General features: G+C 38.6%; 14 protein-coding genes and 1 pseudogene. 8 read left to right on the forward strand and 7 right to left on the reverse strand.

Annotated features, from left to right (window positions below; all coding sequences use genetic code 11):
• Nucleotides 1-141 precede the first annotated feature (141 nt).
• From H5186_RS17475 to H5186_RS17485, 3 genes and pseudogenes are all read left to right on the forward strand, one after another.
• A complete protein-coding gene (locus H5186_RS17475; RefSeq protein WP_182794734.1) occupies nucleotides 142-528 on the forward strand; it encodes a hypothetical protein in 387 nt (128 codons plus the stop codon).
• 24 nt (nucleotides 529-552) lie between these two features.
• On the forward strand, nucleotides 553-1,110 hold the full coding sequence (locus tag H5186_RS17480; protein WP_182785010.1) for a hypothetical protein: 558 nt from the start codon (nucleotides 553-555) through the stop codon (nucleotides 1,108-1,110).
• A gap of 286 nt (nucleotides 1,111-1,396) precedes the next feature.
• Nucleotides 1,397-2,371: pseudogene (locus H5186_RS17485) on the forward strand (transposase).
• A gap of 194 nt (nucleotides 2,372-2,565) precedes the next feature.
• Here the strand turns inward: H5186_RS17485 and tnpA are convergent.
• The 7 genes from tnpA to H5186_RS17520 all read right to left on the reverse strand — a co-directional run bounded on the left by tnpA (nucleotide 2,566) and on the right by H5186_RS17520 (nucleotide 9,558).
• Nucleotides 2,566-2,757: an IS66 family insertion sequence element accessory protein TnpA gene (tnpA, locus tag H5186_RS17490; RefSeq protein WP_259399704.1), complete on the reverse strand. Its 192-nt coding sequence runs from the start codon at nucleotides 2,755-2,757 to the stop codon at nucleotides 2,566-2,568.
• A 124-nt stretch (nucleotides 2,758-2,881) separates the two neighbouring features.
• On the reverse strand, nucleotides 2,882-3,943 hold the full coding sequence (locus H5186_RS17495) for a hypothetical protein (protein WP_182785009.1): 1,062 nt from the start codon (nucleotides 3,941-3,943) through the stop codon (nucleotides 2,882-2,884).
• Nucleotides 3,944-4,083: 140 nt separating this feature from the next.
• Nucleotides 4,084-4,527 (reverse strand): hypothetical protein, encoded by a 444-nt coding sequence (locus H5186_RS17500; protein WP_182794735.1) that lies wholly within the window; start codon nucleotides 4,525-4,527, stop codon nucleotides 4,084-4,086.
• A 713-nt stretch (nucleotides 4,528-5,240) separates the two neighbouring features.
• Nucleotides 5,241-5,543, reverse strand: a complete 303-nt coding sequence (locus tag H5186_RS17505; RefSeq protein ID WP_182785297.1) for a hypothetical protein — start codon at nucleotides 5,541-5,543, stop codon at nucleotides 5,241-5,243.
• Complete coding sequence (locus H5186_RS17510; RefSeq protein ID WP_182785296.1) at nucleotides 5,530-7,674, reverse strand: hypothetical protein; 2,145 nt, start codon at nucleotides 7,672-7,674, stop codon at nucleotides 5,530-5,532. The genes H5186_RS17505 and H5186_RS17510 overlap by 14 nt, the downstream gene beginning before the upstream one ends.
• A gap of 416 nt (nucleotides 7,675-8,090) precedes the next feature.
• Nucleotides 8,091-9,077, reverse strand: coding sequence for a 2-hydroxyacid dehydrogenase (locus H5186_RS17515; RefSeq protein WP_149981180.1), 987 nt, complete (start codon nucleotides 9,075-9,077; stop codon nucleotides 8,091-8,093).
• Nucleotides 9,037-9,558 (reverse strand): glutathione peroxidase, encoded by a 522-nt coding sequence (locus H5186_RS17520; protein WP_182731252.1) that lies wholly within the window; start codon nucleotides 9,556-9,558, stop codon nucleotides 9,037-9,039. The genes H5186_RS17515 and H5186_RS17520 overlap by 41 nt, the downstream gene beginning before the upstream one ends.
• Nucleotides 9,559-9,680: 122 nt before the next feature.
• Here H5186_RS17520 and H5186_RS17525 point away from each other — a divergent pair, with 122 nt between their 5' ends.
• The 5 genes from H5186_RS17525 to H5186_RS17545 all read left to right on the forward strand — a co-directional run bounded on the left by H5186_RS17525 (nucleotide 9,681) and on the right by H5186_RS17545 (nucleotide 14,392).
• On the forward strand, nucleotides 9,681-10,562 hold the full coding sequence (locus H5186_RS17525) for an NAD(P)-dependent oxidoreductase (protein ID WP_182719145.1): 882 nt from the start codon (nucleotides 9,681-9,683) through the stop codon (nucleotides 10,560-10,562).
• A 242-nt stretch (nucleotides 10,563-10,804) separates the two neighbouring features.
• Nucleotides 10,805-11,443 (forward strand): thermostable hemolysin, encoded by a 639-nt coding sequence (locus H5186_RS17530; protein ID WP_149980952.1) that lies wholly within the window; start codon nucleotides 10,805-10,807, stop codon nucleotides 11,441-11,443.
• Nucleotides 11,443-12,915 carry an AMP-binding protein gene (locus tag H5186_RS17535; protein WP_182785295.1) on the forward strand — a complete coding sequence of 491 codons (1,473 nt, stop codon included), beginning with the start codon at nucleotides 11,443-11,445 and terminating at the stop codon, nucleotides 12,913-12,915. The genes H5186_RS17530 and H5186_RS17535 overlap by 1 nt, the downstream gene beginning before the upstream one ends.
• The gene (locus tag H5186_RS17540) at nucleotides 12,912-13,601 is read left to right on the forward strand and encodes a TenA family transcriptional regulator (RefSeq protein WP_145233019.1); all 690 of its coding nucleotides are present in this window, start codon (nucleotides 12,912-12,914) and stop codon (nucleotides 13,599-13,601) included. Before H5186_RS17535 ends, H5186_RS17540 begins: the two co-directional genes overlap by 4 nt.
• Nucleotides 13,598-14,392, forward strand: coding sequence for an SDR family oxidoreductase (locus tag H5186_RS17545; RefSeq protein WP_182719147.1), 795 nt, complete (start codon nucleotides 13,598-13,600; stop codon nucleotides 14,390-14,392). Before H5186_RS17540 ends, H5186_RS17545 begins: the two co-directional genes overlap by 4 nt.
• Nucleotides 14,393-14,394: the final 2 nt, after the last annotated feature.

A 14,394-nucleotide genomic window follows, 5' to 3' on the forward strand; every position in this document is an offset into this window, starting at 1 on the left:
TGCTGGCGAGGGTCGTCAATTGATTCGAAATATTTAAATAGTTGAATATCAGGCATGGGGGCTCCTTAAAAAGGAGTATAAGATCATACTTTTAAGTCAAGGTAAAGTTCGTGATCTTGCCCTGGGTTTATAGCGAGAGTTTTGTCGAAGTATTCACAAGGCATAAAAAGCCGAAGGCTTAAAACGCTTTGGCTAAAATATACTGGAGTAGAACACTTTAATAAAAATGAAGACCTGCAGGGGCATGCCTGCCAAACAGGGCTTATCTATTCATCTTTGCGTGAACTTATTAAGGGGCTGATTTGGATATCCCTGGGGCTTTTGTTTCAATCAGTTTATAGCATGTTAGGGATAATTGGCTTCATTGGTGGTATTTATTATCTATTTTTAGCCCTTGGTCAGGTTCAAAAAATTGAAATACCAAAAAACCCAGCTGAAGCCATTCAATCAATAGAAGCACAGCTTGATGAAATGGAACTTAACAAGTCAAGCAAGAAGGACGCGCAAACCGCGCGTGCCTCTTCTTGAAGCATTAGCTTTTAAGGAAGAATCGTGGATAGATTGCAAGTAGCATTAATTGCTTTAGTAGTTGGTTGGGGCTTATCACAACTGACGGAACTAATAAAATCAAAATCTAAAATTAAAAAACTAAAGTTAGCTATATCTACAGAATTAAAAGATTTAGAAATACTTCTTGGTGAGCGTAGTGAAACTGCTAAGAAATCAGCTTTAGAATACGGTCATAATCACAACTATAGTTGCTCGCTAGGTGCTCCTGTTTCAACACCTGTTCTTGACGCTTTTTATTGTGATGTTGCTGATAGTTTTACTGAGGAACAACGATACAATATTCGTGTATTCCGTGATCATATCCGAGCATACAATTCAATTGTTGAATTTATAGAAAAAAATAGTTCGGGTACAGCAACTCAAAACAATATAGTATTTAAACTTTTTGAAGCATATAAACAGACAGCCTTTGCATCTATATATATTCACGAGGCTAATAAAGTTGGTGGTATTGTTAAGGTTCTTGATGACCACGAAAACTTGGAACAATTGCGCAGTGAGCTGCCGGGTTTAATTGATCAACTTGCAATTAAAAGCTAATAAACGCTTTAACCACATAGGACGCACAACAGTAGGCTTGCGCTCCTTCGTCGCTAATTTTAGCCTTCTACTTTGCGCTGGTTAAGCGAAGCGTTACTGATTAAATACTCTACGTGTTTATGTCCAAAAGAGAAACCAAAGGGGTCACCCATTAGAAAGTTCTGGTCAAGCAGGCTGCCGTGTTTTCTTGATCTTTTTGGAACAAAGATGACACCCACCCTAAAGTTTGTATTTCCCCTATTTTTTACTAGCTTTAAATTAGTATGAAAAACAAATAGGGTGTTCCATGGCAATTGCAAGAAAGCGTCAAGTAAGTTTGATTGATACAAAGTACTATCATTGTATTTCACGCTGTGTACGCCGTGCTTTTTTATGCGGTGAAGACCGTTTTACAGGTCAGTCCTATGAGCACCGCAGAGGCTGGGTAGAAGATAAACTACTCGCATTGGCTAAGGTATTTTGCATTGATGTGTGTGCGTATGCAGTGATGAGCAATCACACACATTTAGTGTTGTATGTTGATGATAAAAAAGCCAAACGCCTTAATGACAAAGCCATTATTCTACGCTGGCATAAGCTGTGTAAAGGCACGTTATTGACGAAAAAATATTTGCAAGGTGAAAAATTAAGTAAATCAGAGCTCATCTTTTTTAATCAAACGGTTGAGCAATATCGAGAGCGGTTATCCAGTATTAGCTGGTTTATGCGGTTGTTAAATGAAGATATTGCCCGCAGAGCCAATAAAGAAGATAACTGCACAGGCCGATTCTGGGAAGGTCGCTTTAAATAACAAGCTCTACTAGATGAAGCAGCACTTGCAGCCTGTATGGCCTATGTTGATTTAAACCCAATAAGAGCAAAAATAGCCAACACGCCAGAAGAATCAATCCATACCAGTGTGCAAAAACGAATTGAAAGTGCAACCACAGGTAAGCAACCTAAAAAGCTATTACGTTTTGCAGGGATGCCACGGCAAAGAATGCCAAAAGGACTCCCGTTTGAGCTTAAATCGTATTTTGAACTTGTTGAATTAACGGGCCGTGTAATGCGAGAAGATAAGCGAGGATACATTGAAAACACATCCCTTCCTTTATTAGAGCGAGTCAATATTAGCCCAGAGAACTGGTTAAAACTCACAACGCAATTTACCCGCGTGTTCCATGGCGCTGTTGGAAGACCTTCGTCACATGAAAGCTATTGTGATAATTTAGGAAGGAAACGAAGAGCGAATATGAGTAACTGTGAAAAGTTACTTGCATGAGAATCAAACTACTCAGTAAAAATTTAAAACTGCATCATGCAGTTATTGTCATGCATGTAATTTAGGTTTAATAGTGACAATGACCTATTTAATGGATGAGGTGAAAGTAACCAAGTAGCAAAAGATATATTTTAGCCTAAAAGAGTAAATTTAGTGACACAGTTTTGCTTGTTCAATAAGAGTGGCTGTCTGCGTTAGTTGTTTACGTGTTTAGTGACTTTTGCGCGAACAAAACTACCAGATGCAGCAGTAAGCTTACTTCGTGCCGCATAAATGCTTGTTTTTGATAAGGCATGTTGCTGGCAAAACTCAGTAATAGTTAAATAGCTGTCTTGTTGTTCTTCGATAATGTTGCGCCACTGCTCAAGGCTACGTATTTTTCTCATGGCTATCTCCTAATTGAAATTAAGAAATAGTTTAATCGGTTTGACGAGTTACTGGCAGGTGCACTTTGCTAGACGCTTACGTTAGAAACCTCCGGCTACCCGATTAGTTGCCACTTAATCACAGCTAAATCGATTTTAAAGTTAATAGTTTTTTTCTGTACTCATCATTGAACTGTAATTCGGAAAAATGATCATCAATACGCTTAACACTATCTATAATAGGCTTAATTTCATCCCATGTATCAATCATAACCTTATGATACCTAACCATTCCAGGTCTTTGAAGACTACCAGCTAGAAAGAAATCATCTGGCAACTGAGGATTCATCTGCCTATTCTTTCTAAGCCAGAAAAGACCAACAGTATAAGATGACCATGAAGTTATATTGATGAGCTCGAGTCGACCTATTATTGTTAATTTAGAATATAGCTCGAAGATCAATGGTGTTGTTTGCTCAAGCCGAATTAACGGAGGCGGATGTGAGCCTTCAGGTACTTCTGTTGGAATATATGAATTAACCCCATGAAATCTATAAAGTACAAGTGCTAGAACAGAAGAGAAAGACCTAACCTCAGATTTAAGTTCGTCTTCTTCGAAGTGACGAAGTAAAGCCCTAAGGCATGAAACCATAGCGTAATAATCTGCAGCCATTTCCGTAACATGTGAAACCGCTGAAGCTTTTCCGGATAGCTTAGTATTAGTTTCGCTATCGTTTGCAGCGCAATCAACAATCTTGTTGCCTACATTACAATTATATAAAGATCGTATATGCCCATGCTCTTGAATTAGATGCCCTAGCTCATGGAATAATATCCATGTAATGCCGCTTATAAACATGTTTTTACAGCAATGCTCTTTAGTCGATTCAGTAGATAGGGTCTTTGGGTATTCAAAATCTTGGAAAATAACATCAAATTTTTGATTGTTTGCGCCATAACCAATATAGAGATGATAATCTTCTATATCGCGATAAAGCAAGATTGCAGTCTCGTATGTTAGGCCAATAAAATGTTTTGGTGGGCCGCTTACATCAGGATCGGCAGCGGCATATGCATAAAAGCACCTTTTTTCACTCCAGCGAATTGATAGATTGCCATTTAGTCCCTTATATAAATTTGAATTTAAATCACCAGTAATCTTAGAAAAAACATCACATGCTAAATCTATAATATCGCTATCTTTCAATGGTTCTTTCCTTAGAATTTGGTAAAGATTCTCTAATTTGAGTGCCGCTGCATCATGGCAACTAACGCTTTGCTAAGCAGCAGTTTGACTGTCCAGAGGAGGCGCGTTTTATTGCGCCGGAACGAGGCTTGAGCAACATATTAAGCCTTTGCATATGTAGCTACAGTTGTAAAATTAAATGGTTCATTTTCTCCGACACCTTCATTTTCAAACTCGACTAATAGCTCGCCAGAGATTTGATAGGTGCTAGGTGAAATTAGTTCTAGACTCAGCTTCTTTACATGACACCAATTATGAGCACAGCCGACATAAACAGAAGCCTCTGCATCAGTGTATATATCATGATTCATATCAATCCCATCCAAATTTTCTGGATTGGATAATTCAAGTTTGTACCAGTCGCAAACTATTAATGTTTCTAATGGCTGTTCTTCATAGTCCAAACCCGAATCAAAAGGCTCTAGTGGAATAGATATTTTATGGAAAAGAGTTTTCTCCAATCCAATGCTTTCGTTTTCAAACCAATAAGACTCAATTACTGCTGAAAGAGCTTTCGTCTTATTTTGAAGATTAATTTTATCCATAGCTCTCACAGAGGCTTAACGCCGCAATAAGCGGACTAAAATAGTGGGTTATAATGTGAAGCGAAGAGAAACCTAACTCACTGTTTTAGTCTCATTTAATTGCATTGTGTACTCCCGACATGGGCATTGACTTATGAGGTGAAAGTCCTCTGTAGGAAGATCACCGCTTAAATAACATGCTGTTATTAAACGATAGACACTCGCAAATGGCAAGGGCTAAATCGCGAGAGATAGTTTGGAGGAAGTCGCTAGCATTCTTTATAAAAGTAAGTGGGAGCTGATGAACAAAAAATCATATGAGGCATAGGCTGAAGACGAGCTAATACAAAATAGCGAAGTCATGTGATCTAACGGCCGCTGTAGGGTAATAATGTGCTACTGGCGGCAATGGCGCTCTTTCCAAAGGAATAGTCCACACCAAAGTACGCAGTTTAATGAAATTGGGTGTTAGTGAGCGACTCGTCATAGCATGTGGTATCACCAGTACCAAAAGTAGGCGCTTGGAAGCGAAGGCCCTTGTAGAAGCTCAAAAACAAAAGGAATTAACATTGCATTAGGCAATGATTACTTAGCTTCACAAGGGTTAGTGTCATTGAGAGATATTTGGATCAATATTCATTACGGGAGATGAACCGCCCATTGCACTTCCTGTTAATAAAAAGCGCATGATGGGTGGTGTGGTGGCTGGAGGTTAGAGACCTCCGGCTACCCGATTAGCTTTCTTGTGCTCCAACCTCTACAAAGCCGTACTGTTCCATCTCTTGATAAACATCTAGTAATTCACCATTTAATTGCTCAAGATATTCTTTTGCAACATGATAAAACAGGTCTTTATCAGCATCTTTTAAACTGATTGAAAACACACCCTTTTTCAAGCGCTCAATTAAACAGTTAAATGCAGACTTTACAGCATTAGGATCATCACTTGATATAGGGATTGATATTTGGGGTTCTTCTAGGATATTAATAAAGTAATCACCATCAATCGTAACCAACTCTGCTTCAATTGTTTCCATATATTTTCCCTCTCTCACCAAAAGCATTCTGCCCACCTTCAAGGGTTTTCATGCTGATTAGTTTCCAATCTAAAGTTTTTTCTGTATTTTCCAAACATATCAAGCTATTTGAAAATGGGTTTCCTGTATACGTGCCGTATCCATCTTTATCATGACATCTATAAATAGAGTTATAAGGCAATGTTCTGACAGCGACATTTGCATCATGAGTGGATATAAACACCATTTTACCTTGTATTGCTTTGTCATTTATTAGTGGAATAATTACATCATTAATATATTCATTACCAAGGCTTCTTTCTGGTTCATCTAGTAGGTAAATTTCTTTATCCTCAGCTAACTCACTATGTAAGTTAAGCATTGAACATTCACCATTAGAAGGAGAGTAATCCTCGCCAGATAAGGTGAATCGTCTCCAGAAAAGCAACAAATCAGAAAGACTTAATATTTTATCTATATCAACAATTGCATTTAATTCAGTAAGTGAGTCAAATAAATCATTAGATGTTGCTTTATCATTTATTGAGCCCATAATCCGAACAAATTCTTTTTGGTCTTGTTTTCGCATACTTTTCATTGATAAGTATTTAGACTCATGAATATCGCCATTCTGAAACTGAAAGCTAGTTGCACATTTTAGCAAACCCTTATCAGGGCCAAGAACACCAACGTTTTCTATTTTGTCTTGAATATTTTTATTGATATTTTCAATGACTTTTTTTGAATCCCGACCGATGTTCAACCTATTTGTCGCGAATATTTTAAAACCTGTCTCACTTGGTTTACTTCTTTCTCCTGTTTTACGGGTAACTTCGTCTCGAAAACATTGAGATGCACTGTCAGTTAATTTTGCACTCTTCCATTCAGAAAAAAGTTCCCAAGAGCCATTTTTAAGTTTCGATGAAAGCACATTTAAATCAGATATTAGGCTAGCTCGCTCTTCATCTGTCGTCACTTCATCTATAGAGGAATTAGTTTTAAGAAAATTTACCATATCCTGTACTTTACTATGTGCATCTTTATATTCATTGAACTTGCTGTCAGAATTTTCTGAAAGAAGAGTAGGAAGATCTTTTATCTTCATTCTTTTAGCGTTTTTGTTCTTGTTTTCTGAATTGAAGAATTCACGGTATTTATAAAGGCTTGTAATATCTAATTCTTTAGCTTTTCTAATCCGACTAATTTCTTCGTGACAGCAATCTACACCTTGTAAATCTATAGATTCTTCAATGTTTTTTCCTTTAATATCAAACCGATCTGCTAACTTGTCTGGTGCTGACTCAAATACAGAAGCCATTGTTCCACGATTAGAATAATGTTTGGCGATCGCTTCAAGAATTTTAGTTTTACCAGTCCCCTTAGGGCCAAAGATAATATTGATATCATTAAACGCTCGAATTTTAACCTTTGTTTCATCTTCGAAAGGTTGCAGCGTTAAAACTTCAGAGTGCTTACGCTCTATAGCTGTATCTATGGCGGGCACATCTTTTTCAAGTAAAAGACAAAAATGTTCAAAACTGTCTACAGACAACCTCAACTCAGGTAGCTCCCCTACAATTTCTGTATATTTATCCCAATCCCGCACATCAGAGCCATACATAGATTTGTGCCCATGGGCAATAAATATTCCCGCAGAGATGGAATTTGTTGCTTCTTTAATTACACGATTAGAGTTGATTCCCATACCCAATAGCTTGAGAATACTAGCTTCGCTCATATCAGGCTTTTTACCCAAATAATGTGCTACATATAATGGGTCAAGTTTTTCAAAAGATTCAACTGTATCTTCTAGTGAAATGGTAAACTCATCTGCGGATTTCCCTTCCGTCAATTGATTAATTATTTGATTAAACTCATCCCGTTTGTTAGGAGAAACAATAACTATCAAGTGAGACCTTTTTCCGTCATCGATTACATCTAACTCTATACCGGGCCAAATTTGAACAGCACCATCTAAACAAACTTCCATTTGATTGAATTGTTGTAAATCGAAAACATTATGGTTTGTTATAGCTAAGATTTTTACGTCAGTTGACAATACTATTTTAGAGAACTTTTCAGGTGTGACTTCTCTAGTAGGAGCATCTCCTTGCTTAGTTTTTCTAGTATGAACATGTATATCTATCTTCATGACATCCCTTATCTATGATTGAAAGCTAACAGCTTATCGAACACCGTTTTGTGTGGTTTATAACACCCCAAACGGCGTTTATTATATACTCTGATAATTCCACCAATAATTACTTTTGTAAACAAGTAATTAAAATAGCACGAATTTACAGTTTGTTATTTTTACCAAAACGGTGGTTAATGTATTCATGAAGAAAACTGGGAGTTTACCCATTTAAACAGGACTAAATTTAACTTTTTCAATGGCCGTTTTTAACTAATAGCAGCCTGTCAGTTGAACTCTAAATTTATTAGCTAAAAGTGTTAGAACAGATATGAGTTACTTCAGCTTATGCAACTTAAAAGGTTTGAGCAAAGCTAACTCAGTTAACTTTGCTTCTTCGTTTTTAAACTTTTTCTAGCACCTAAATCAACCCCTTATTTAACTTCATTACTTAGTGGTTGGTTATTGGCGAACTCAAGTGCATTATTTACGGTGATTTGCGCAATTTCACTCAATGCTTCTTTGGTAAAAAAGCCTTGGTGGCCGGTGACCAGTACGTTTGGAAAACTTACCAAACGCGAAAACACATCGTCTTGCATAATTTCATCACTGCGGTCTTTAAAGAATAGTTCTGACTCTTGTTCGTACACATCTAGCCCTAAATAACCCAATTTTTTAGTTTTAAGTGCGCCAATACAGGCTTTGCTATCAACTAATGCGCCGCGGGAAGTGTTTATAAGCATCACCCCTTGCTTCATTTTGGCAAAAGCGTGTTCGTTGATCATATGATGAGTTTGCTCGGTTAACGGGCAGTGTAAAGAGATCACATCGCTTTGACTTAATAAAGTGTCTAGATCACAAATTGTATAATTACCTGGTACTGCATAAGGGTCGCAAACCAATACATTTGCACCAAAGCCATTGAGTATATTTACTAAAGCCAAGCCAATTTTTCCACAGCCAATGATACCAATGGTTTTCTTGAATAAGTTAAAGCCAAGCAAGCCATTTAAATCAAAATTATCTTCACGGATACGGTTATAGGCTTTGTGAGTTTTGCGATTGAGGGTAAGCATTAATGCTACACAGTGCTCTGCAACTGCCTCAGGGCTGTAAGCGGGTACTCGGCATACTTTGATGTTATGGGCATGTGCCGCAGCTAGGTCAACGTTATTAAAGCCAGCACAGCGTAATAAAATACATTTCACGCCGAATTGAGCAAGCTGATCAATAACCGTTTTATCAACGATATCGTTTACAAATACGCATACAGCATCAAAGCCTTGGCTAAGTATGGCACTTTTCGCATCAAGAGATTGTTCAAAACGGGTTAATTTGATGCGTGTTTGATTGTTTAAACAGGCATCAAAAGATGCATGTTCATATTTTTGCGAACTGAAAAGCGCTACCGTTAGTTGCATCATTAATATTACTCTCTATGACCTGTTTCAAGGTGTCGGGTTTAGTGCGCGGTGCATAACGTACCGCCAATTGTCCCTCAGAGTTTATTAGAAACTTGGTGAAATTCCATTTTATAGCACGATTTTGTGCAATTCCTCGGGTATGTGCTTTTAAATAGTTAAATAACGGATGAGCATCAGGGCCGTTGACCATTACTTTACTAAACACAGGAAAACTAACATTAAACTGTTGTTGATAAAAGTCTTTAATATCAATGTTGTCTATTGGCTCATTGTAGTCAAATTGATTACACGGAAATGCTAACACAATAAACCCTTGTGCTTTATATTGCTGATATAGTTTTTCGAGTGCGCTTAACTGCACCGAAAAGTTACACTTACTGGCGGTATTGACGATTAAAATCGTTTTGCCTTTTAACTGACTTAAGGCAAAATTTTCGCCGTTATAAAGCGGGGCACTGAATTGATATATGCTATCCATAGGTTACCTATTTTGTTTCGTCCATGAAGAAATTTAATGAAGACTTTTTCATTCGCTTTTTTACTGTTCGGTTGAGATAATCAAATTATCTTTTTAAGTTACCACTGAAATAGGTCAATTTTATGTCAATGAAAGTCGCATTTATCGGTTTAGGTGTAATGGGTTATCCAATGGCGGGTCATTTAGCAACTGCCGGTCATCAAGTAACCGTGTATAACCGTACCACAGCAAAAGCACAGCAATGGGCAGAAAAATACGCAGGTCAGGTGGCATTAACGCCAGCAAAAGCCGCAGAACATGCAGATATCGTATTTATGTGTGTAGGTAACGATGATGATTTACGCTCAGTCGTTTATGGTGCTGACGGGGTGATTAAAGGTATGCAAGCAGGCACTATTTTAGTCGATCACACTACGACTTCAGCCGAAGTTGCGCGCGAAGTATCCGCTAATGCGGCACTAAAAGATATTGCGTTTATTGATGCGCCAGTATCGGGTGGTCAAGCTGGTGCTGAAAATGGTGTATTAACAGTCATGGCTGGTGGCGACTCAGCAGTGTTTGCAAAAGTACAACCAGTTATGGCGGCATTTAGCCGTTTTAGCCAGTTACTTGGCGAGGTTGGCTCTGGGCAGTTGTGTAAGATGGTTAATCAAATTTGTATCGCGGGCGTTGTACAAGGCTTGGCCGAGGGCTTACATTTTGCAAAACAAGCAGGCCTTGATGGCGAAAAAGTCATTGAGACGATTGCAAAAGGTGCGGCTGGTTCATGGCAAATGGAAAACCGTTACAAAACCATGTGGGCAGGTGAGTACGAATTTGGTTTTGCTGTTGATTGGATGCGTAAAGATTTAGGTATTGCGTTAGATGAAGCAAAAAATAATGGTGCCATTTTACCAATGACCGCGACGGTCGATCAGTACTACGCTGACGTACAAGCACTTGGTGGTGGGCGTTTTGACACATCAAGCTTATTGGCGCGCATCGAAGCGTTACATAAAAAATAGATAATCAGAGCGTCGGATAATAAGTCTATCTCCAGCAAGTAAATTAAACGCTAACTGTCTTAAATTTACTTGCATAAGCCCGCAATTAGCGGGTAGATGTGGCTTATTATTCCTGAAATCTCCAGTTACGTAATCACTGACCCAAACATTGTTTGGGTTTTTTTATAAAAATTAATTTTTCTTAAGGTTTATTTAAGTTTTGCTCGTTAGATTTTACCCATAGTCTAAAAAGAGCGAACACTATGCAATCACTTCAAGTTACTAATTTGCCTGTTACCAACACACATGATTATGTGTGTGCTAATGCAAACATGCCATTTCGTGTGCAATTAGAGCAAGTCGTTAAAGCGAGTTTTGCCAGAGCTTACGGCGCCAATATTAAGCAGTTTATGCCGGTGTTATGCCAATTAAGTATTGCCGCTGATTCTTGCACGCTGGGACTTAGAGCTGCTACTCAATCACTTTTTATCGAGCAATACTTACCAGAGCCGATTGAATACTTTGTTGATGTACCGAGGGAAGATATTTACGAGCTTGGTAATTTATGCTCAACAAATCGCAAAGCTACTCTCGCTCATTTTGTACTAATGAATGAAGCACTTTATCAAATTGGCGCAAAACGTTTGGTATTTTGTGCCACTGCAAAGGTTAGAGCATTATTAAAAATGCTCTCAGTTAATTGCACTGAAATTGCATTAGCCAATAGTCAGGCACTTGATAACCCAGCAGATTGGGGGACTTATTATGAAAATAAACCAACACTGTGTGTGGTTGATTTAGCGGCTGCTCATGATTGCGTAATAAATACACCTCATTTGTTTAATATTAAACAGCACTATCATCAAGCGAGTTGCCAATTAGCATCGCAATTGGAGGCATAATGGGGTTTTTATCGAAACTACCACACGCAGCGCTTGATACTGTGATTGTTGATCATCATGACCAACAAATGCAGCCGATCAGTAAACAGACGCTGATGCAAGCAGTAGCCGAGTTAATTATCGACTTTAAAGCGCTTGATATGTCAGCCGTGGCGTTTGTAATGGACAATACGCCTGCTTGGTTAATTGTTGACTTTGCATTGATTGAGTTACAACAAGTAAGCATTCCGCTGCCGACCTTTTTTAGCCCACAACAGCTAACTAATAGCGTGAATAAAAGCGGCGTTTCGCATTTTATCAGCGACACCCCCTGTGAACTTGACGGATTAGAATGTATTGCGACCTTGAGCGTGTTAACCCGCTACCCGCTTTATATCTATAAAGTAAGCGCGTCGAGCCCTACAACATTTTTTACAGATACCCAAAAAGTGACGTTTACTTCAGGCTCTACCGGTGAGCCAAAGGGAGTGTGTTTATCTTTACAAAGTCAATTACAAGTGGCGACCTCATTGCATAAAAAAATAGCGATAAAACAGCCAAAACATCTGTGTTTATTACCTTTGCCAGTATTACTTGAAAACATTGCAGGGGTTTTTGCACCGTTATTAGCCGCAGGTGAAGTGCATGTTATGACACTGGCAGAATTAGGCTTCTCTGGGGCAAAATTAAATGATGCCAGTCAACTGATCAATGCCATTGATCGTGTGCAACCGAATACGCTTATTTTGGTGCCAGAATTATTGACCTGTTTAGTTTGGTTTGCCAAGCAGGGGTGGACAGTACCAAAGAGCCTGAAATTTATTGCCGTTGGTGGCGCTGTACTCAGCAGTGAATTGATCACTGTGGCGCGTAGTTTAGGGTTACCAGTTTATCAAGGTTATGGCTTATCTGAAGCTTCATCAGTGGTGAGCTTAAATACGCCAAATGATGATGACATAGAGTGTGCAGGGCGGGTGTTAAATCACTTGCAAAGCAAACTGGTAGACGGGCAGCTATTTATTAAAGGACCCTTATTTTTAGGCTATTTAGGTCAACAACCCCATGATCAAACGAGTTGGTATGCAACCGGTGATTTGGTTGATCAACAACAAGGTCGGTTAACTATTAAGGGGCGTTTAAAAAACCAAATTATTACTAGTTTTGGGCGCAACATCAGCGCTGAGTGGCCTGAATCTTTGCTACTCAGTAACAGTGAAGTACAACAAGCTGTTGTCTTTGGTGAAGGTAAAGCGCATTTAGTAGCACTTATTTATGCATCAGTAAATATGACTGATGAGGTATTAGCGGAGCATTGTAGAGGTATTAACGCACAATTACCTGAATATGCCCAAATTAAAACATTTCATCGCTTAGCTGAACCACTTACTGCAGATCGGGGATTATTAACCAGTAATAACCGCCCTAAACGCCAAGCGATAGCAAACTATTATCATGCACAACTAACAGCACTGTACAGTGAGGCAATATTATGAGCAATTTTTTCGAGACATTAAAATCACAAACCCAAGCAGAACGCGAGTATTTACTGGCTGCACCGATCATTGCTCGAGTATTCAAGGGGCAAGTAAGCACAACTGAGTATGCTTCATTTTTAGCTCAAGCCTATCATCACGTTAAACATACGGTGCCATTAATGATGGCCGTGGGCGCGAAATTATCGACTGAACAAGAGTGGATCCGCGAGGCGGTTGCAGAATATATAGAAGAAGAAATAGGTCATCAAGAGTGGGTGCTCAATGATATTGCAGCCTGTGGTTTTGATAAACAACAAGTACGTCAAAGTGCTCCCAAATTTGCCACCGAGTTAATGGTTGCTTATGCCTACGATACAATTAATCGTGGTAATCCATTGGCATTTTTTGGCATGGTGCATGTACTCGAAGGTACTTCAATTGCGTTAGCCGATAATGCGGCAAGTAATATAGCCAATATGACCGGATTACCTAAAAAGGCATTTAGCTATTTAACATCTCATGGGGCTTTGGATATTGAGCATGTGAAGTTTTTTGAAGATCTGATGAATAAAATAGAGTCTCCTGCAGATCAACAAGCGATTGTGCATGCCGCTAAATGTTTTTATAAGTTATATGGCAATATTTTTCGTGAATTAGATACAGATCCACAGTTTGCAAGTAGCGACTTGGAGCAAACTGCATGAACCGTCCACTTTGCGTGTTAACAGGTGCGACAGGCGGAATTGGTCAAGCCGTTGCATTAAAGTTGATTCAGCATGGCTGGCGTTTACTGTTAGTTGGTCGTCAACAAGCACAACTAGAGGTATTACAGGTTAAGTGTGGCCAAGACTGTGAGATATTTATTGGTGATTTAACATCAGCACAGACTCGCCAAAAATTACTTGAACATGCTAAATCACTTGGCGGTGCAACAATGCTTATCAATAACGCTGGCATTAATGTGATGCAAGGTTTTAGTGAAATGACGGAGCAGCAAATAGATGACTTACTGATCGTTAATCTGTCGGTGCCAATTAAGTTATGCCAACTATTTTTACCACAAATTTTAGCTAAAAAAGGCTCAATTGTTAATGTGGGATCATCGTTTGGTAGTATTGGTTACCCTTATCAAACCTTATATTGCGCAAGTAAATTTGGTTTACGAGGAATGACCGAAGCGCTGGCCCGCGAACTCAGTCACTGTGATGTAAAAATATTATATTTAGCACCTAGAGCAACTGATACAAATATCAATTCAGTGCAAGTACGCGCGATGAATAAAGCTTTAGGCAATACAATGGATCCACCTGATAAAGTGGCAGATGCGCTCATTTCATTATTGAAATCTGGAAATTCACGCAGTTACATTGGCTTTCCAGAACGCTTATTTGTCAAACTAAATGGTGCTTTTCCATCCTTAGTAGATAACGCAATTGCAAAACAACTTCCTAAAATTAAAAGTTTTTTTGCAGATAAAATTGATAAAGGTGAATGACT

The sequence above is a fragment of the Pseudoalteromonas sp. SG41-2 genome, from assembly GCF_014164535.1.
In the GTDB taxonomy this organism is placed as follows: Bacteria; Pseudomonadota; Gammaproteobacteria; order Enterobacterales; family Alteromonadaceae; genus Pseudoalteromonas; species Pseudoalteromonas rhizosphaerae.

Excerpts from the sequence above, each read along its gene's own strand:
- tnpA (WP_259399704.1), bottom strand. The coding sequence starts at position 2,757 with ATGAGAAAAATACGTAGCCTTGAGCAGTGGCGCAACATTATCGAAGAA.
- H5186_RS17500 (WP_182794735.1), bottom strand. The coding sequence starts at position 4,527 with ATGGATAAAATTAATCTTCAAAATAAGACGAAAGCTCTTTCAGCAGTA.
- H5186_RS17505 (WP_182785297.1), bottom strand. The coding sequence starts at position 5,543 with ATGGAAACAATTGAAGCAGAGTTGGTTACGATTGATGGTGATTACTTT.
- H5186_RS17510 (WP_182785296.1), bottom strand. The coding sequence starts at position 7,674 with ATGAAGATAGATATACATGTTCATACTAGAAAAACTAAGCAAGGAGAT.
- H5186_RS17515 (WP_149981180.1), bottom strand. The coding sequence starts at position 9,077 with ATGCAACTAACGGTAGCGCTTTTCAGTTCGCAAAAATATGAACATGCA.
- H5186_RS17520 (WP_182731252.1), bottom strand. The coding sequence starts at position 9,558 with ATGGATAGCATATATCAATTCAGTGCCCCGCTTTATAACGGCGAAAAT.
- H5186_RS17525 (WP_182719145.1), top strand. The coding sequence starts at position 9,681 with ATGTCAATGAAAGTCGCATTTATCGGTTTAGGTGTAATGGGTTATCCA.
- H5186_RS17530 (WP_149980952.1), top strand. The coding sequence starts at position 10,805 with ATGCAATCACTTCAAGTTACTAATTTGCCTGTTACCAACACACATGAT.
- H5186_RS17535 (WP_182785295.1), top strand. The coding sequence starts at position 11,443 with ATGGGGTTTTTATCGAAACTACCACACGCAGCGCTTGATACTGTGATT.
- H5186_RS17540 (WP_145233019.1), top strand. The coding sequence starts at position 12,912 with ATGAGCAATTTTTTCGAGACATTAAAATCACAAACCCAAGCAGAACGC.
- H5186_RS17545 (WP_182719147.1), top strand. The coding sequence starts at position 13,598 with ATGAACCGTCCACTTTGCGTGTTAACAGGTGCGACAGGCGGAATTGGT.